At 69.1% G+C, this 17684-nt stretch carries 13 protein-coding genes and 2 tRNA genes; 9 read left to right on the forward strand and 6 right to left on the reverse strand.

Annotation, left to right across the window (positions count from 1 at the left end; genetic code table 11):
* Positions 1 to 68: 68 nt before the first annotated feature.
* Positions 69 to 1049, reverse strand: a complete 981-nt coding sequence (locus F0U63_RS10810) for an NAD-dependent epimerase/dehydratase family protein (protein ID WP_395845808.1) — start codon at positions 1047 to 1049, stop codon at positions 69 to 71.
* Positions 1050 to 1242: 193 nt separating this feature from the next.
* On the opposite strand from F0U63_RS10810, the gene F0U63_RS10815 reads away from it, so the two are divergent.
* The 6 genes from F0U63_RS10815 (at position 1243) to hemH (ending at position 9646) form a co-directional block, all read left to right on the forward strand.
* On the forward strand, positions 1243 to 1590 hold the full coding sequence (locus tag F0U63_RS10815) for an SWIB/MDM2 domain-containing protein (RefSeq protein ID WP_395845809.1): 348 nt from the start codon (positions 1243 to 1245) through the stop codon (positions 1588 to 1590).
* Positions 1591 to 1753: 163 nt separating this feature from the next.
* Positions 1754 to 4828 (forward strand): malto-oligosyltrehalose synthase, encoded by a 3075-nt coding sequence (gene treY / locus F0U63_RS10820; protein ID WP_395845810.1) that lies wholly within the window; start codon positions 1754 to 1756, stop codon positions 4826 to 4828.
* Positions 4829 to 4831: 3 nt separating this feature from the next.
* Positions 4832 to 6970: a glycogen debranching protein GlgX gene (gene glgX, locus F0U63_RS10825; RefSeq protein ID WP_395845811.1), complete on the forward strand. Its 2139-nt coding sequence runs from the start codon at positions 4832 to 4834 to the stop codon at positions 6968 to 6970.
* Between the two features lie 105 nt (positions 6971 to 7075).
* Positions 7076 to 8080, forward strand: coding sequence for a TerC family protein (locus tag F0U63_RS10830; protein WP_395845812.1), 1005 nt, complete (start codon positions 7076 to 7078; stop codon positions 8078 to 8080).
* Between the two features lie 96 nt (positions 8081 to 8176).
* Positions 8177 to 8560 (forward strand): Co2+/Mg2+ efflux protein ApaG, encoded by a 384-nt coding sequence (gene apaG, locus F0U63_RS10835; protein ID WP_395845813.1) that lies wholly within the window; start codon positions 8177 to 8179, stop codon positions 8558 to 8560.
* Between the two features lie 9 nt (positions 8561 to 8569).
* The gene (hemH, locus tag F0U63_RS10840) at positions 8570 to 9646 is read left to right on the forward strand and encodes a ferrochelatase (protein ID WP_395845814.1); all 1077 of its coding nucleotides are present in this window, start codon (positions 8570 to 8572) and stop codon (positions 9644 to 9646) included.
* Here hemH and F0U63_RS10845 read toward each other — a convergent pair.
* Positions 9591 to 10631, reverse strand: coding sequence for a hypothetical protein (locus F0U63_RS10845; protein ID WP_395845815.1), 1041 nt, complete (start codon positions 10629 to 10631; stop codon positions 9591 to 9593). The two genes, hemH and F0U63_RS10845, sit on opposite strands and share 56 nt — an antisense overlap.
* Before the next feature lie 105 nt (positions 10632 to 10736).
* Complete coding sequence (locus tag F0U63_RS10850; RefSeq protein WP_395848353.1) at positions 10737 to 11708, reverse strand: L-threonylcarbamoyladenylate synthase; 972 nt, start codon at positions 11706 to 11708, stop codon at positions 10737 to 10739.
* A gap of 35 nt (positions 11709 to 11743) precedes the next feature.
* Here F0U63_RS10850 and F0U63_RS10855 point away from each other — a divergent pair, with 35 nt between their 5' ends.
* The 3 genes from F0U63_RS10855 to F0U63_RS10865 all read left to right on the forward strand — a co-directional run bounded on the left by F0U63_RS10855 (position 11744) and on the right by F0U63_RS10865 (position 16229).
* Positions 11744 to 13153 (forward strand): TIGR01777 family oxidoreductase, encoded by a 1410-nt coding sequence (locus F0U63_RS10855; RefSeq protein WP_395845816.1) that lies wholly within the window; start codon positions 11744 to 11746, stop codon positions 13151 to 13153.
* 500 nt (positions 13154 to 13653) lie between these two features.
* A complete protein-coding gene (locus F0U63_RS10860; protein WP_395845817.1) occupies positions 13654 to 14544 on the forward strand; it encodes an alpha/beta fold hydrolase in 891 nt (296 codons plus the stop codon).
* Between the two features lie 80 nt (positions 14545 to 14624).
* Positions 14625 to 16229 carry a PKD domain-containing protein gene (locus tag F0U63_RS10865; protein WP_395845818.1) on the forward strand — a complete coding sequence of 535 codons (1605 nt, stop codon included), beginning with the start codon at positions 14625 to 14627 and terminating at the stop codon, positions 16227 to 16229.
* Between the two features lie 9 nt (positions 16230 to 16238).
* Here F0U63_RS10865 and F0U63_RS10870 read toward each other — a convergent pair whose 3' ends face one another.
* The 3 genes from F0U63_RS10870 to F0U63_RS10880 all read right to left on the reverse strand — a co-directional run bounded on the left by F0U63_RS10870 (position 16239) and on the right by F0U63_RS10880 (position 17640).
* Positions 16239 to 17384 (reverse strand): DUF3089 domain-containing protein, encoded by a 1146-nt coding sequence (locus F0U63_RS10870; protein ID WP_395845819.1) that lies wholly within the window; start codon positions 17382 to 17384, stop codon positions 16239 to 16241.
* A gap of 88 nt (positions 17385 to 17472) precedes the next feature.
* Positions 17473 to 17547, reverse strand: a tRNA-Leu gene (locus F0U63_RS10875).
* An 18-nt stretch (positions 17548 to 17565) separates the two neighbouring features.
* Positions 17566 to 17640 (reverse strand) — tRNA-Leu (locus F0U63_RS10880).
* Positions 17641 to 17684: the final 44 nt, after the last annotated feature.

A 17684-nucleotide genomic window follows, 5' to 3' on the forward strand; every position in this document is an offset into this window, starting at 1 on the left:
CATCCTGGGACGCGGCTCTCGAGGCAGCTTGGAAGGCGAGAAGGCGGCGCATTCCCCGGGGCGGTGCGTCACAGCCAGCCGTGCTGCCTGTACCAGAGGGCACTGCGGCGGATGGTGTCGGCTGGATCCCTCGTGGCGCGAAAGCCCAGGAGCCGCTCCGCCTTGGCGCTCGAACACGTCCAGGCGGGCGCGAGGAGCTGGCGCGCGAACTTGCGGTTGAGGGGCAGGGGACGGCCAGTCAGCCGCGCCACCCCGTCCGCCGCGGTGGCCAGGGTGCTCAGGACGAGGGGCGGCAGGTTCACTGTCCGGGGCCGGACGCCCAGGGCCTCGGCGGCGAGGTCCTGGATTCGCTCCAGGGTGAAGGGGTGGGGGTGGCCCACGAAGAAGGCCTGCCCGAGGGCCTCGTCCCGCTCGGCCACCACCTGGAGCAGGTCCACCACGTCCTCCACGTCCACCAGGGTCAGGGGCCGCTCGCCCCCGCCCAGGCGCAGCCTCAGTCCCCGCGCCACCAGCCGGAAGAGCAGCAGGTTCTCCCGGTCCCGGGGCCCGACGATCCGCGGTGGCCGGACCACCGTCACCGGCAGCCGGTCCCCGTAGGCGAAGGCGATGCGCTCCGCCTCGGCCTTGCTCTCCCCATAGGCATCCGTGGGGTGGGGGGGCTCCTCCTCCACCCGGGGGCGCCCGGTGCTGCTCGGCCCCGAGGCCCCCAGCGAGCCCACCAGCACCAGCCGGGGCCGCTGTCCCGTGGCCACCAGGGCCTCGCACAACAGCCGGGTCCCCTCGGCGTTGACCCGCAGGAAGTCCTCCCGGGTGGCCGCCCGGCGGATGCCCGCCAGATGGAAGACCACCTCCTGGCCCTCCACCGCGCGCGCCAGTCCCGGAGCGTGGATCACGTCTCCTTCCGCTCGGGTGTACTCCACCCCGGCGAGCCCCGAGACGTCGCTGCCCGGGCGCAACAGGCATGTTGCACGGTGCCCCCGCTCGACGAGCGCCCGCACCAGTGCCGAGCCCAGAAAACCATTCGCTCCAGTGATGAGGATCCGGCTCATGTCGATGTCATTGCAGAAAACACTCTTCCCTTCCGAGGGAGAAACATTATTTTCTCCTCGGCCCTCAGAGGGAAGAATGCAGCGGAGGGCTGATTTTCGGCCTCGGGCGTGCTACGAGCCCGTTGGCTCAGGGTGTGAACACGCTGTGCAACGCCCCTGGACACTGCGACCAGGGGAAGGAGATCCGAACAGAATGGCCGCCAAGAAGACCACCACCGCCGCTGCGAAGAAGGCTCCCGCCGCCAAGAAGGCTCCTGCCGCCAAGAAGACGGCCGCCGCTGGGGGCAAGCGCAAGCCCAACGCGGCGTTCATGAAGGAGATGACGCCCTCCGCCGCCCTGGCGGAGATCGTCGGGAGCAAGGCCCTGCCGCGCACCGCCGTCGTCAGCAAGATCTGGGAGTACATCAAGAAGAACAACCTCCAGGATCCGAAGAACAAGCGGCAGATCAACGCCGACGACAAGCTCAAGCCCATCTTCGGCGGCAAGAAGTCCGTCACGATGTTCGAGCTGACGGCGCTGGTGAACAAGAACCTGTCCTGAGCAGCGACGACCGGCTCCACGGGCCGGTAGTCCCCCGGAGGGCCCGCCACCTCGAGGTGGCGGGCCCTTCGCGTTGAGGAGCCCACCGGGCGAGCGTTGGGTAGCGGGCGGAAGTCGCTCGTCGTGGTGGCCAGATGCGTCAGTCGGCCCTACGACTGGGGCCATGCGATTGGATGGAACGACGGTGTCTGGGGGCGACGCCTCCCAGACGGGAATCGATGCGTTGGCGGTCGCGGTGTACACGCGGGTGAGGACGGACCTGCTCGCGCGGGACACGCCGCTGTCCACCTACCGCGTGCAGCTGCACAAGGGCTTCTCCTTCGAGGACGCCCGGCGGATCGTGCCCTACCTGGCCCGCCTGGGCGTCTCGGACATCTATTGTTCGCCCTACCTCAAGGCGAGCCCGGGCAGCACGCACGGCTATGACTGCGTGGACCACAAACAGCTCAACCCCGAGGTGGGCTCGCCCGTGCAGCACGAGGCCTTCTGCAACACGGTGCGCGAGCACGGGCTCGGGCAGGTGCTGGACGTGGTGCCCAACCACATGGGCATCGAGACCTTCAACCCCCTGTGGTTCGACGTGCTGGAGAACGGCCCCGCGTCCGTGTACGCGCGCTTCTTCGACGTCGACTGGCACCCGGTGAAGGACGAGCTGGCGGGCAAGGTGCTCCTGCCGGTGCTGGGCGACCAATACGGGGTGGTGCTCGAGAAGGGCGAGCTGAAGCTGGGCTTCCGCGACGGGGCCTTCGTCATCCACTACTACGACCGGCTCTTCCCCGTGGCCCCCCGGCAGTACGCGCGCATCCTGGCGCGCGGTCTGGAGGCGTTGGAGGCCCGGTTGGGCCCGGCGGACAAGCACCTCATCGAGCTGCACTCCATCCTCACCGCCATCCGCCACCTGCCCGAGCGCACCGAGACGCGGCAGGAGCAGATTATCGAGCGCAACCGCGAGAAAGAGGTCATCAAGCGGCGCCTCGCCGCCCTGGCCGCCGCCAGCCCCCAGGTGGCCGCGCACATCTCCACCAACGTGGAGGCCATCAACGGCAAGCCGGGAGACCTGCACTCCTTCGATGACCTGGACGCCATCCTCGAGGGGGGCAGCTACCGGCTGGCCCAGTGGCGCGTGGCGGGGGAGGAGATCAACTACCGCCGCTTCTTCGACATCAACGGTCTGGCGGCCATCCGGGTGGAGGATCCAGAGGTGTTCGCCGAAGCGCACCAGCTCATCTTCGAGTGGCTGCGCAAGGGCCAGGTGACGGGGCTGCGCATCGATCACCCCGACGGGCTCTACGATCCCACCGCCTACTTCCTGTCCCTCCAGGAGCGCTACTTCCTGGAGCGGGCGCGGGCGCTCTTCGATGTCGAGCATGCCGCGCGGGCGGAGCAGTGGCCCGAGGTGGAGCGGCGGCTGCGCGAGCGCTGGCGGGCGGAGGCGGGAGCGAACGTGGACTCGCCGCTGCGCAAGGCGCTCTTCGTGGCGGTGGAGAAGATCCAGGGCGGGCGCGAGCGCATCCCCGAGTCCTGGGCGGTGCACGGCACCACGGGCTACCGCTTCGCCAACGCGGTGGGCGGCATCTTCGTGCAGCCCAACGCCGAGGGGGTGATGACGGACACCTACCACCGCTTCATCGGCGAGGCGCCCGACTTCGAGGGGCTCGTCTACGAGAAGAAGCGCCTCATCATGCACAACTTCATGTCCAGCGAGCTGAACATGCTGGCCCACCGGCTCAACCGCATCTCGGAGATGAACCGGCGCACGCGCGACTTCACCCTCAACAGCCTGCGGCGCGCGCTCACGGAGTTCATCGCGCTCTTCCCCGTCTACCGCACCTACGTGGACAACGAGCGGCCGGAGCTGGACGAGCGCGACGTGCGCTACATCAAGGACACCCTGCGCCACGCCAAGGCGCGCAACGCCACGCTCAACGTCACCATCTTCGACTTCCTCGGCGACGTGCTGCTGCGCCGCTACCCCGAGCACCTGGGAGAGCACGAGCGCGCGGAGATGCTCGCCTTCGCCATGAAGGTGCAGCAGGTGACGGGTCCGGTGATGGCCAAGGGCCTGGAGGACACCGTCTTCTACGTCTACCAGCGCATGGTCTCGCTCAACGAGGTGGGTGGCGAGCCGGAGAACTTCGGCACCAGCGCCACCATCTTCCACGAGCGCAACCACGAGCGCGCGGTGCACTGGCCGGCGAGCATGCTCACCAGCAGCACGCACGATACCAAGCGCAGCGAGGACGTGCGCGCGCGCCTCAACGTGCTCTCCGAGCTGCCCGAGGAGTGGCGCCAGCGCGTGGAGCATTGGTCCTCCCTCACGCGCATCCACCGCTCGGAGATGCCCGACGGGCCCGCCCCGTCCCTCAACGACGAGTACCTCTTCTACCAGACGGTGGTGGGCGCCTGGCCCATGGGCGGCGCGCTCTCCGGCAAGGCCCTGGAGGAGTTCCGCGGCCGCGTCCGCGACTACATGCTCAAGGCCGTCAAGGAGGCCAAGGTCCGCACCTCGTGGACCAACCCGGACAAGGACTACGAGGAGGGCGTGTCGCGCTACGTGGACGCCTGCCTGGACGAGGAGAAGGGACGTGCCTTCCTCGCGGACCTGCTCGCCTTCAAGCGCCGCATCGAGCGGGCCGGCCAGCACAACGCGCTCGGACAGCTCCTCATGAAGCTCCTGTCGCCCGGCGTGGTGGACACCTACCAGGGCTGCGAGCTGTGGGATTTGTCTCTCGTGGACCCGGACAACCGCCGCCCGGTGGACTACGCCCTGCGCGAGCGGATGCTGCGCTCGCTCGAGCAGGAGGCCGGGAAGGGCCGCGCCGAGCTGTGCACCCGCCTGGTGGCGGACATGGAGGACGGCCGCATCAAGCTCTTCGTCCTCACCGAGGGCTTGCGCCTGCGCCAGCGCCAGGCGGAGCTCTTCCGCAAGGGGGGCTACCGGGCACTCTCGCTGACGGGCCCGCGCGCGGACGCGGCGGTGGCCTTCGCCCGCGAGCAGGGGTCGTCGGTCGTCATCGCCGTCGCACCGCGTTACACCCTGTCCGCCCTGGAATCCGGGGGGTTGGCGGCGGCCTATGAAGAAACGTCCCTGGAACTCCCCGCCTCCTATGCGAGCATGACGTTCCGGGATGTCTTCACCGGGCAGCAGGTCCGACCGGGACGGCACGGAGAGGGGGCCGTGCTTCCGCTGTCACCTCTGCTGGTGGGCTTCCCGCTCGTTCTGCTCGAGAAGGAGTGATGGATGAAGTGGTCGGAAGTGCTGCCGGGCAAGCCCTACCCCCTGGGCGCGACGTATCAGGGCAACGGTGTCAACTTCGCGGTGTTCAGCGAACATGCCCGGAAGATGGAGGTCTGCCTCTTCGACTCGCGCGATCCGTCGCGCGAGTTGGGCCGCTACTCCCTCCCGGAGCACAACCAGCACGTCTGGCACGGCTTCATCCCCGAGCTGCAGACGGGCACGCTCTATGGACTGCGTGCCCACGGGCCCTACGAGCCCCGGCGCGGCCTGCGCTTCAACCCGCATAAGCTGCTGGTGGACCCCTACGCCCGTGCCCTGCACGGGCAGGTGGACTTCTCCGCCCCGGTCTACGCCTACCTGCCGGGGGATCCGGAGCAGGACCTCGGCTTCGACATCCGCGACAGCGCCACGGGCATGCCCAAGGCGGTGGTGCTCACCGACGACTTCGACTGGGAGGGGGACCGTCCCCCCGCGGTGCCCTGGCACCGCACCCTCCTCTACGAGGCCCACGTCAAGGGGCTCACCCGGCTGCACCCCTCCGTGCCCGAGCACCTGCGCGGCACCTACGCGGGGCTCGCCCACCCGGCCATCATCGATCACCTGCAGCAGCTGGGCGTCACCGCGGTGGAGCTGTTGCCCGTGCATGCCCACGTGGACGAGCCCTTCCTCGTCAACAAGGGCTTCACCAACTACTGGGGCTACAGCACCCTGAACTACTTCGCCCCGGACGCGCGCTTCAGCGCCTCGGGTTCGCGCGGCGGCCAGGTGGCCGAGTTCAAGTCCATGGTGAAGGCGCTGCACCGCGCCGGCATCGAGGTCATCCTCGACGTCGTCTACAACCACACCGGCGAGGGCAACCACCTGGGGCCCACCCTGTCCTTCAAGGGCCTGGACAACTCCGCCTACTACCGGCTGAGCGACAAGGAGCCGCGCTACTACCAGGACTTCACCGGCACGGGGAACTCGTGGAACGCCACGCACCCGTACGCGCTCAAGCTCGTCATGGACAGCCTGCGCTACTGGGTGCGGGAGATGCACGTGGACGGCTTCCGCTTCGACCTGGCCACCACGCTCGGCCGGGACCGGACGGGCTACGACACCCGCGCCGCCTTCTTCCAGATGGTGCACCAGGATCCGGTGCTCAGCCGGGTGAAGCTCATCGCCGAGCCCTGGGACGTGGGCGACTTCGGCTACCAGGTGGGCAACTTCCCCGTCATCTGGAGCGAGTGGAACGGCAAGTACCGCGACACCATCCGCCGTTACTGGCGCGGGGACGAGCGGCAGGCGGCGGAGATCGGCTGCCGGCTCACGGGCTCCTCGGATCTGTTCGCGCTGGGCGGACGCAAGCCCACCGCCAGCATCAACTTCATCACCGCCCACGACGGCTTCACCCTGCACGACCTGGTCACCTACGAGCAGAAGCACAACGAGGCCAACCTCGAGGACAACCGGGACGGGGGCAACGACAACCACTCGTGGAACTGCGGCGTGGAGGGCGAGACGCGCGACCCGGCCGTCAACGCGCTGCGCGAGCAGCAGAAGCGCAACTTCCTCGCCACGCTCTTCCTGTCCCAGGGCGTGCCCATGCTGGTGGCTGGCGACGAGATGGGCCGCACCCAGCGGGGCAACAACAACGCCTACTGTCAGGACAACCCCCTGTCGTGGGTGGAGTGGCGGCTCACCGAGCCCCAGCGCAAGCTGCTGGACTTCACCCGGCGCATGAGCCGGCTGCGCCGCGAGCAGCCCGTGCTCTCCAAGCGCCGCTTCTTCCGGGGCGCCACGCTCTTCGACAGCGAGCTCAAGGATCTGGCGTGGTTCCGCCCCGATGGCCAGGAGATGAAGAAGGAGGACTGGGAGAAGCCCTTCGCGCGCTCGGTGTGCTTCCTGCTCGGCGGGGATGCCATCGCCACCCCGGATGACTCGGGCCAGCGCATCGTCGGGGACACCATCCTGGTGCTGATGAACGCCCACCACGAGCCCATCACCTTCCACCTGCCCGCCATCGAGTGGGGCGCGGACTGGGAGGAGGTGGTGGACACGAGCCAGTCGCGCGTCTCGCTCCACCCCCACACCCCCGCGGGGGGAACCCTGGTGGTGGCGGGCCGCTCGCTGCGGGTCCTGCGCCGTGCCGCCGTCGATTAGGCGGGCTACTTCTCGCGCGACGCGTGGCAAGGGGGTCGACGGCGCCCCTCCCCCTGATTATAGGGAGGGGTCCATCCCTGGTGGTCGGATCCAGGAAGGAACCTCTTGAATACGAACGTCGCGCTCTGGGTGGGCTTCAACCTCTTCGTGCTGGCCATGCTCGCCCTGGACCTGGGTGTCTTTCACCGCAAGGAGCACGTGGTCTCGCCCAAGGAGGCGGGCCTGTGGACGGTGGTGTGGATCGTCCTGAGCCTGGGCTTCTGCGGGCTCATGGGGCTCACCGGCTACTGGAACCACGAGCAGTCGCTGCAGTGGGTGACGGCGTACGTGGTCGAGTACGCGTTGTCGGTCGACAACCTCTTCGTCTTCCTCATGGTGTTCGCCTTCTTCCAGGTGCCGCTCGTGGTGCAGCACCGGGTGCTCTTCTGGGGCATCCTCGGGGCGTTCGTCATGCGCGCGGCCCTCATCCTGACGGGCACCGCGCTCGTGATGCGCTTCCACTGGCTGCTCTACATCTTCGGCGCCTTCCTCATCTTCACGGCGGTGAAGATGGCCTTCTCCAAGGACGAGGACGCCGCGGAGCCGGAGCAGTCGCTGGTGATGCGCCTCGGCCGGCGCTTCCTGCCCGTGGCGCGCCAGCCGGAAGGCGAAAACGATCATGGCAACCGCTTCTTCACCATCGAGGACGGCCGGCGCAAGGTGACGCCCCTGTTCCTCGTGCTGATGGTGGTGGAGACGACGGATCTGCTCTTCGCCCTGGACTCCATCCCCGCGGTGCTCGGCATCAGCCAGGACGCCCTCATCGTCTACACGTCCAACGTGTGCGCCATCCTCGGCCTGCGCTCGCTCTTCTTCGTGGTGGCCAGCCTCATGGACAAGTTCCACCTGCTCAAGGTGGGCCTGGCCGTCATCCTTGGCTTCGTGGGCACGAAGATGGTCATCACCTTCTTCGACATCCACATCTCCATCGGGCTGTCGCTGGGCGTGATTGGCGGGGTGTTGCTGGGCTCCATCCTGGCCTCGCTCATCTGGCCCAAGGCCGCGGAGACCCACGGTGTTCCCCACCCGTCCGCCGAGCCGGAGCGCGAGGACGCCGAGCTCAAGGGGTGAGCCGTTGGGGCGCCGGGGCCCTGGGCGCTACCTCCCAGGGCACCCCCCCGCGTGTTTGTCTTGCGTCCGGGGGGCCGGCGAGCCAATGGTGGGGGCATGTCCTCCGTGACCACCGAAGGCATTCGCGTCTCCGTCAAGCCCTCCTATTGGCCGGAGCGCAGCTCCCCGGACTCCCACCAGTACGCCTTCATGTACACGGTGGAAATCACCAACACCGGCCAGGAGCCGGCCCAGCTGCGCAGCCGTCACTGGGTCATCACCGACGCCAGCGGCAAGGTGGAGGAGGTGCGGGGCGAGGGCGTCGTGGGCAAGCAGCCCCGGCTCGAGCCCGGCGAGCGCTTCGAGTACACGAGCTGGGCGCAGCTGCGCACGCCCTTCGGTTCCATGCGGGGCTCCTACACCCTGGTGCGTCCCGATGGCCGCCAGTTCGAGGCCCGCATCGGTGAGTTCGCCCTCACCCAGCCCCACTCGCTGCACTGAGCTTCCGCCATGCCACTCAAGGGTCTCCTCCTGGTCAACCTGGGCACGCCGGACGCCCCCGAGACGGGCGCCGTGCGCCGCTACCTGCGCGAGTTCCTCAGCGACCCACGCGTGCTGGACATCCACCCCGTGGGCCGCTCGCTGCTGCTCAACTTCATCATCCTGCCCTTCCGCTCGCCCAGGAGCGCGCACGCCTACCGCACCGTGTGGATGGAGCAGGGCTCGCCCCTGCTGGTGCACTCGCGCGCCCTCGCGGCCGCGGTGGCCGGACGGCTCGCCGACGAGTACGCCGTGGAGCTGGCCATGCGCTATGGCAACCCCTCCCTGCCGGACGCGGTGGCGCGTCTGCGCGCGCGGGGCGTCACGGACTTCACCGTGATGCCGCTCTACCCCCAGGAGGCCCCGTCCTCCTCGGGCTCCACGCTGGCGCGCACCTATGAGGTGCTCAGCCAGTCCTGGGACGTGCCCAACGTGCGCGCGGTGCCCGCCTTCCACAGCCACCCGGCCTTCCTGGACGCCTTCGCCGAGGTGGCCCGCCCCGTCATCTCCAACGCCCGGGCCGAGTACGTCCTCTTCAGCTTCCACGGCGTGCCCGAGCGGCACGTGCGCAAGAGCGATCCCTCCGGCAAGCACTGCCTCGCCTCGGCCGGGTGCTGCGACGCCCTCACGGACGCCAACCGCCACTGCTACCGCGCCCAGTGCTACTCCACGGCGCGAGGGCTCGCCGCGCGGCTGGGGCTGCCCGCCGACGGCTGGAGCGTGTCCTTCCAGTCCCGCCTGGGCCGCACGCCCTGGGTGAGTCCGTACACGGACCTGGTGCTGCCGGAGCTGGCGGCGCGGGGCATCAAGCGGCTGGCGGTGATGTGCCCCGCCTTCGTCGCCGACTGTCTGGAGACGGTGGAGGAGGTGGGGGTGCGCGAGAAGGAGCGCTTCCTCGCCAGCGGCGGGGAGTCGCTCACGCTCGTGCCCTCGCTCAACGCCCACCCGGCCTGGGTGGACGCGGTGGTGCGGCTCGTGCGCGAGTCGGCGGCTACTTCGTCGCCTGGCGTTGCAGCAGCTCCGGCGGTACCGGCTCCACCGGCTTGAGGCTCAGCACGCGCTCGCCCGCCGGCAGGCCCGGCAGGGTGAGCCCGTCGGTGCGCGTGGTCATCCGGGCCTCCCAGGAGCGCCACCGGCCCGCCTTCACGAGGAACTGCCCCCGGCCATTCACCCGCACCTCGGCGGACAGCTCCGGCGGGGACTCGGGGGCCTTGGCGGCCTTGCCGCGCGCCTTCTTCTTCACGGACAGGGGCTCGTTCTCGTGCGCGTGGGAGTGCGCGCGCCGCTTGCCCTTGATCCGGCCCTGCTGGCCGGTGACGCTCTCGAGCAGCTCGTATTCGAGCGTCGCCACCTGCTCGCCATCCGCCAGGGGCGTGAGCGCGGTGAGCCTCACCTCGCTCTTGTGCTGGGTGTTCTTCTGCCGGAAGCCCGCGGGCAGATCGTTCATGTCCACCAGGTCCGTTGCCAGGACCCAGGCGGAGCCCGGGCCCACGGGGTCCACGGGCAGCTCCAGCACCATCACCGCCAGGTTGCGCATCGCCCCGGACAGGCCCTCCAGCACGAAGCCGCGCTCGCTCATTCGTCCCTGTTGCGTCTCTCCGCCTGGAGCCTCCGGGATGAGGGCGAAGGGCAGGGCTCCCGCGGTGGGCTCGCTCCCGCGCAGCAGGAAGAAGGTGGCGTTCTGGGCGGCGGGGGTGACGGAGTTCTCCTCGGAGGTGGTGGGCGCGGCGCGCTTGCGGCCCTTCTTGCTGGCGCGGGTCTTCTTCTTGCTCGCGGCCGAGGGCGTGGGCGCGGGGGCGGCGCCAGGGGCGGCGGACAGGGTGAGCTGGTAGGCGGTGGGCGCGTCGAGCTTCCAGCGCAGCAGCACCTTGGAGGGATCCACCGGCGCTGGTGGCGCGGGGGCCTGGGAGGGCGGGCGCTGGGTGATGGAGCGGGGACGGGAGATGGGCTCGAGCCCGCCCACGGACTCGTCCTTCTTGCAGGCGGAGATCAGGCAGAAGGCGGCGAGCAGGCCAACGAGGCGCCGGTTCACGGGGCTGGCTCCTGGGGAGGGCGGCGAGGGGGCTCCGGGAGTGGAGCCCCGCGCACTCTACGGCAGTGAGTCCGGAGCCAGAAATCGGCGGCCGGGGCAGGAATGCTACTCGCCTGGAGTCCGAGGCGCGGCGGCGCGGCTCAACCGGTCCCTCACGGCGAGGCCCAGACCCTCGGCCCGGGGCAGGCAGGCCACCAGCACGTCATGGCCCTGCTCGTCCGCCTCGCGCAGCCGCGTGTACAGGACGCGTGCCGCCGCGGAGGGCTCCTCCGGGACGTCATAGCGGGGGATGCCGGGGGGAAGCGCCAGTCCCGGTGGGCCGAGCACGCCCACGCGCTGGCCCCGGGCGCGCAGGGCCTCCACGCGCGCGGCGGCCTCCGAGGGCTCGGCGAGGACGACACCCGCCCGGGGCGCGTAGTGCGAGGCGAGGCTGCCCGAGACGCGCACCGTGGACGAGACGCGCACCGGCACCGGCCGCCCGAGGACGCGCGAAACCTCCTCCACCGCGAGGCCCCCGGGGCGCAGCACCGCGGGCTCCCCCTGGCTGAGGTCGACGATGGTGGACTCCACGCCCACCGTGCACGGGCCGCCGTCGAGCACCAGGTCCACGTCCGCGCCGAGGTCCGCCCGCACGTGCTCCGCCGTGGTGGGGCTCACCCGGCCGAAGCGGTTGGCGCTCGGCGCGGCCACGCCTCCGCCGAGCGCTTCCAGCACCGCGCGCGCGAGGGGGTGGTGGGGGACGCGCACGGCCACCGTGTCCTGTCCACCCGTCACCGCGTCCGTGGCGCGGGAGGAGCGGGGCAGCACGAGGGTGAGGGGGCCGGGCCAGAAGGCCTCGGCGAGGCGCCAGGCCTCCTCGGGGACGTGGCGGGCCCAGGAGGAGAGTGCCTGGGCGTCGGCCACATGGACGATGAGCGGGTGGGTGGCGGGGCGGCCCTTGATGGCGAAGACGCGGCGCACGGCCAGCTCGTCCTCGGCGTTGGCGGCCAGGCCGTAGACGGTTTCCGTTGGCAAGGCGATGACACCGCCGCGCCGCAGCAATTCCACTGCCCGTATGAGGAGGTCCGAGGTAAGCATTCCAGTCGGGCGCAATCTGGCCTCCGGAGGGGACGATGGGCAAGTCGCAGGTGTTCGAGGCGCGCAGTCAGGTGCCGGTGAGCGCGGAGGAACTCTTCGCCTGGCATGCGCGCGAGGGAGCCTTCCAGCGCCTGACGCCTCCCTGGGAGCCCGTGGAGGTGGTGACCCAGCAGGGCGAGGGCATCCACGAGGGGACGCGCATCCAACTGCGCATGAAGGTGGGGCCGGTGTCGCTGCCCTGGACGGCGCGGCACACGCGGTATGTGCCGGGCTCGCTCTTCCAGGACGTGCAGGAGTCGGGGCCCTTCTCACGCTGGGTGCACACCCACCGGATGTGGAACGAGGCGGCGGGCGGCGCGGTGCTGGAGGACGAGGTGGAGTACGCGCTGCCGGTAGGGGTGCTCGGGAGGGTGGCGGGGGGCGGCTACGCGCGGTACCGGCTGGAGCGGATGTTCGCCTACCGCCACGCGGTGACGCGCGCGGATGTCCGGAGGCACGCGGCCTTCGCGGGCGAGCCCCGGCTGACGGTGGCGCTCAGTGGCGCGTCGGGACTGGTGGGCAGCGCGCTCCGGCCCTTTCTCACGACGGGGGGCCACCGGGTGCGGCGGCTGGTGCGGGGCCAGCCCGAGGCGGGGGACATCGCCTTCGCGCCCGGGCTCGGGGAGATGGACGTGGCGGCGCTGGAGGGAGTGGACGCGGTGGTGCACCTGGCCGGAGCGCCCATCGCCGAGGGGCGGTGGACGCCCGAGCGCAAGGAGCTCATCCGCCGCAGCCGGGTGGAGGGCACGCGGGTGTTGTGCGAGTCGCTCGCGCGGCTGGCGCGTCCCCCGCGGGTGCTGGTGAGCGCGTCGGCGGTGGGTTTCTACGGCGATCGCGGAGACGAGGAGCTGTCGGAGTCGAGCGCGCCGGGCACGGGCTTTCTCGCCGACGTCACGCGCGAGTGGGAGGCGGCGACGGCGCCGGCGGAGGCGGCGGGCATCCGGGTGGTGCACCTGCGGCTGGGGGTGGTGTTGGGGGCGGGAGGGGGCGCGCTGGCGAAGATGTTGCCGGCCTTCCAGGCGGGAGCCGGAGGGCGCATCGGCACGGGCCAGCAGTGGATGAGCTGGGTGTCGCTGGAGGACGTGCTGGGGCTGGTGAACTTCGCCCTGTTCACGCCGGAGCTGCGGGGGACGGTGAACGCGGTGGCGCCCACGCCGGTGCGCCAGGAGGAGTTCGCCCGGACGTTGGGGCGGGTGCTGTCGCGGCCGGCGGTGGTTCCGCTGCCCGGCGCCGCCGTGCGCACGCTCTTCGGGGAGATGGGGGAGGCGACGCTGCTGGGCGGCGCGCGCGTCCTGCCACGGGTGGCCATGCGCCAGGGGTTCTCCTTCCTTCACCCCTTGTTGGAGGAGACGCTGCGCTTCACGCTTGGCCAGACGACCGAGGGCCCCCGCTTCCGTCACGGGTGAGTTCCAGCGGCGGGTTCGCTTCCCGCCGCTTCCGATAGTGCTGTGAGCGTACGCACCCCGCGCGTGTGAAATGGGTCACAGCGTCTGGCTGGCTCGGATGGCATTTTTGTCCAAGATTGCATTTTCGTGTGCGGAGGATATCGCCTCCATGCGCCAGTGAGTCTTTGGCGAAACAGAGGCCTCATGAAGTCTTCAATTGTTCAGGTTTTCTACCTGTAGGCTGCTCGATGTCTGTCTCGAGCGCGGTGGCCACTCCAGTCATCGTCGGGCTGGAGTTCCCCGCGGTGTTTCAAACCGAGGAGGGGGGCATGAATTTGAGAATGTCTGATCTGTTTGCCGTTTGGCTCGTGTGTGCCACGCCTGCGTTCGCGGAGGCCCCGAGTGAGGTGGTGTGGAGCACTCCTGACACGGACGCTGGAGCCGGTGCGGCGCACCTCGCGGAGCAAGGGTCCGAAGCAGGGCCCTCCCTCGTTCCAGAAGAGGACCAAGAGGGTCTCCTCGTGGAACACCAGTACGCGGACATCAACGGCATCCGCATGCACTACGTGAAGCACGGTGCCGGTGAACCCATCCTCTTCCTCCATGGCTTTCCCGAGTATTGGGGCATCTGGAAGAAGCTGCTCAAGGATCTGGGCAAGGACCACCAGGTCATCGCCCCGGACATGCGTGGCTACAACCTGAGCTCGAAGCCGGCCGGCGTCGAGTCGTACCACATCGAGTACCTGGTGGAGGACATCCGCGCGCTGGCGGACCACCTGAAGCTCAAGCAGTTCACCCTGGTCGCGCAGGACTGGGGCGCGCTGGTGGGCTGGAGCTTCGTGCTGCGCCATCCCGAGTACGTGCGCCGGTTCGTCACCATCAACATCACGCATCCCGCCCTCCTCAACCGGGATCTGCGTGAGAACGCCGAGCAGCAGCAGGCCAGCCAGTACATGCTGCTCTTCCGCTCGCCCGAGGCCGAGTCCTTCATCATGGCCGATGACTATGCCTTCGGGCGGCAGGGGATGATCGAGGCCGCCCGGCAGCTGGGCGCGCAGATTTCCGCCAGGGACGAGGCCGAGCTCATCGCCGCCTGGAAGCAGCCGGGCGCCACCACCGGCGGGCTCAACTACTACCGGGCGGCGGAGATCGGTCCTCCGGATGGCCAGTGCAGCAAGGGGGGCAGCAACCTGGTGGACGGGCTGGCGCCGTGGCAGCTTCAGGTGTACCTGCCCGTGCTCTTCATCCACGGCGAGATGGACCCCTATCTCCTGCCGTCTGGCCAGGTGGGTTTGGAGCAGTACGTGCACGACCTCACCTTCCGGCGCATCCCCGATGCGGACCATTCGGTCACCCTGGAGAAGCCGGAGCTCGTCACGCAGTTCCTTCGCGAGTTCATGCTGGAGAACTAGCTCCCGCGGCATCTCCTCTGTCCCCTTCTGCGAGGAAACCTGGTAAAACATTTTTTCCAATTTTTCCAGGGGTTCACACCATGCCGAAGTCGAAGCAACTCTCGTCCCGCCCCCATCCCACCCGCCAGGCCTGGCCGGCGTTCGCCGCCCTCGCCCTGGCCGCGAGCGCGCCAGCGGCCCATGCCGATTCGATGGTCTACGGCGGCGGTCCGTTCTATTCCGGCGGCACCGCGGTGATGGACGACCTGCGCGGCTCGGGCTTCACCACCGTGATGCTGTGGAGCTTCCACATCGAGGACAACGGCGACCTGGTCTACAACGACATCCCGGTGGTCAAGAACGGCGCCTACATCGGCGACCCGGCCTGGCCGACGCGGCTGGCCACGCTCAAGACCGCGCCGACCTCGGTCAAGCGCATCGAAGTGTCGACCGGCGCCTGGAGCGTTCCCGATTTCGAGCGCATGGCGAGGCTGGTCAACGGCACCGCCGCCGGCTGCGGCAGCACCATCGTCTGTGGCACCGGCAGCAACAGCATCCTGTACCGCAACTTCCAGGTGCTGAAGTCCGTCACTGGTGCCGACGCGGTCAACTTCGACGACGAGAGCGCCTACGATCTCACCCCGACCACCCAGTTCGGACAGATGCTGATCGGCCTGGGCTACAAGATCACCTTCGCGCCCTACACCAATCAGAGCTTCTGGAGGAGCCTCAAGAACAACCTCGGCAGCGCGGTCGACAACATCTACCTGCAGGTGTACGACGGAGGCGCCGGCAACAACCCGGCGAGCTGGAACACCGCGATGGGCATGACCGTCGATCCGGGCCTGTGGTCGCGCCACGGCTCCGGCTGCGGCAGCGGCGACAGTCCGGCCACGGTGCAGAGCAAGATGAGCAACTGGAAGGCGAGCGCTGGCATCGGCGGCGGCTTCATGTGGCTGTATGACGATATCCAGAAGTGCTGGTCGCAGGGCACGACCGCGCAGTACGCGGCGGCGATCAACACCGCGGTCAGCGGCAACACCCCTCCGGTGGCCAATTTCGGCCTCAGCGTGAGCGGGCTGACCGCGATCTTCAGCGACTCCTCCAGCGACAGCGACGGCAGCATCGCCTCGCGCAGCTGGACTTTCGGCGACGGCAGCGGCTCGACCGCGACTAACCCCAGCCATGTCTACGCGAGTGCCGGCAACTACGATGTCAGCCTGACCGTGACCGACAACGGCGGCGCCAGCCACACCAAGACCCAGACCGTCTCGGTCGGCGCCGGCTACATCAACCTGGCGCTCAATAAACCGGCGACCGGCTCCAGCCCCTGCAATAGCAGCGAAACGCCAGCCAAGGCGGTCAACGGCAGCGTCTCCGGCGGTGGCACCGACAAGTTCTGCTCGTTGACCTCTTCGTCCTGGCTGCAGGTCGATCTCGGCTCGGCGCAGACGGTCAGCAGCTTCGTGGTCAAGCATGCCGGCGCGGGCGGCGAATCGAGCACCTGGAACACCAAGGCCTTCACCATCCAGACCTCCAGCAACGGCACGAACTGGAGCACCCCGGTGACGGTGACCAACAACACCGCCAACACCTCGACCCACGCGATCAGCGCCACCTCGGCGCGCTACATCAAGCTCAACGTGACCACCCCGACCCAGAACGGCGACCCGGCGACGCGCATCTACGAGTTCGAGGTGCGCTGACCTCGCTGACTATGGGGCACTCCGTGGGTTCGTGGTGGCGCCCGTGCGCGGGAACGCCGCCACCCGCTCGGATGCATTGCGGCGGATGCTCATGTAGAAGAGTTGGAACTCCACGGGATGGTGGTTGCCCTGGCCCAGCGCATGGTCGAGCAGCCGGCTCATGAAGTCCCGTGGCAGGTCTTCGCCGATGAGGACCTCCAGCTTCCCCTCCTTGCAGTGCGCACCGGTGAGCCCTGGCATCACCTGGGGTGGGGTTGTTTCGAGGAACACGGCTCCTTCGTTTCGCTCCCGGGGGGCCGGTTCCGTGTCGTGACGCCAGGTCAGGGGATTCACGCAGAGGGAGCGGTCCCCCGTGGAGGCCGTGTCCGTGACGGAATCCCGCACCTGGATTCGCTCCGTGTAGCCGGCACTGCGTGCGTTCCAGCTGATGAGACATCCGGTCTGCTCGGGTGCCGCGCAGAAGGGAATGTCGGGAAGGCTCTGCCGGAGCGAACCCTCCGGCATCGGAATCCCGATGAGATACGCGGCGACGAGCTGGTGCCGGAGCGGCGTCCCGCTCACGGCCTCACGCAGGAGGCGTCTGGCGTGCACGGTCCCCTGGCTGTGTGCCGCGAGGATGAAGGGCCGTCCGTGATTGTATTTCTCCCGCCAGTAGCGGAACGCCGCGGCGACGTCCTGGTAGGCGAGGTCCACCGCCGCCAGACCCTCCTCACTCCGTCTGGTGAAGGCGGTCAGGTTCGCCTGCCGGTAGCGGGGCGCGTAGATGGCGCAACAGGCGTTGAAGGCGCTTGCTTGAATGAGTGTCGCCACCCGGTCGGTCGCCGTGTTGAGGGGGACATCATCGACAGGGCCATTCCACTCGGCGCCGACATACGTGGTGGGATGGATGTAGAAGACATCCACGGGCGCCTGGGCTTGCTCGAGGCCCGGGCTCGACGGGAGCACCGTGTCCGCGAGGTCCTCGAGTTCGGGAAGTGCGCTCCAGGCGGAGGGCAGGGTGTAATCGGGCGGAGCGGGGGGATGCGCCTCGTTGAAGGGTGTCCGGGGGGTGATCGACCACAGGAAGATGGAAGCGAAGTTCATCACCAGCAGCACCCCCAGCAGGGCGCACGCTGAGAGAGTGGCGGCGATGATGCGCCGGAGCCTGTTCCGCATCCTGGGAGGATAAGGAGGCCGAGCGGAACCTGTCAAAGCCGCCAGCCCCTTCTAATTGCAACCGACAGCGGCTGGGCGTGTTGGGGAGTGCCGCGGGCGGGATTCGAACCCGCAACCCCTGCGTTCTGAACGCAGTGCCTCTACCAGGTTGGGCTACCGCGGCGTGTGTTTCGACTGCGAGTGCCGGAGGCGGGATTCGAACCCGCAACCACCAGACTCTCGATCTGGGGCCTCTACCAGGTTGGGCTACTCCGGCATGGAGCACTGTTGAGATTGTGTTGCGAGGGGGGATCCGGAAAA

It is taken from the genome of Cystobacter fuscus, from assembly GCF_044360685.1.
GTDB lineage: Bacteria > Myxococcota > Myxococcia > Myxococcales > Myxococcaceae > Cystobacter > Cystobacter fuscus_C.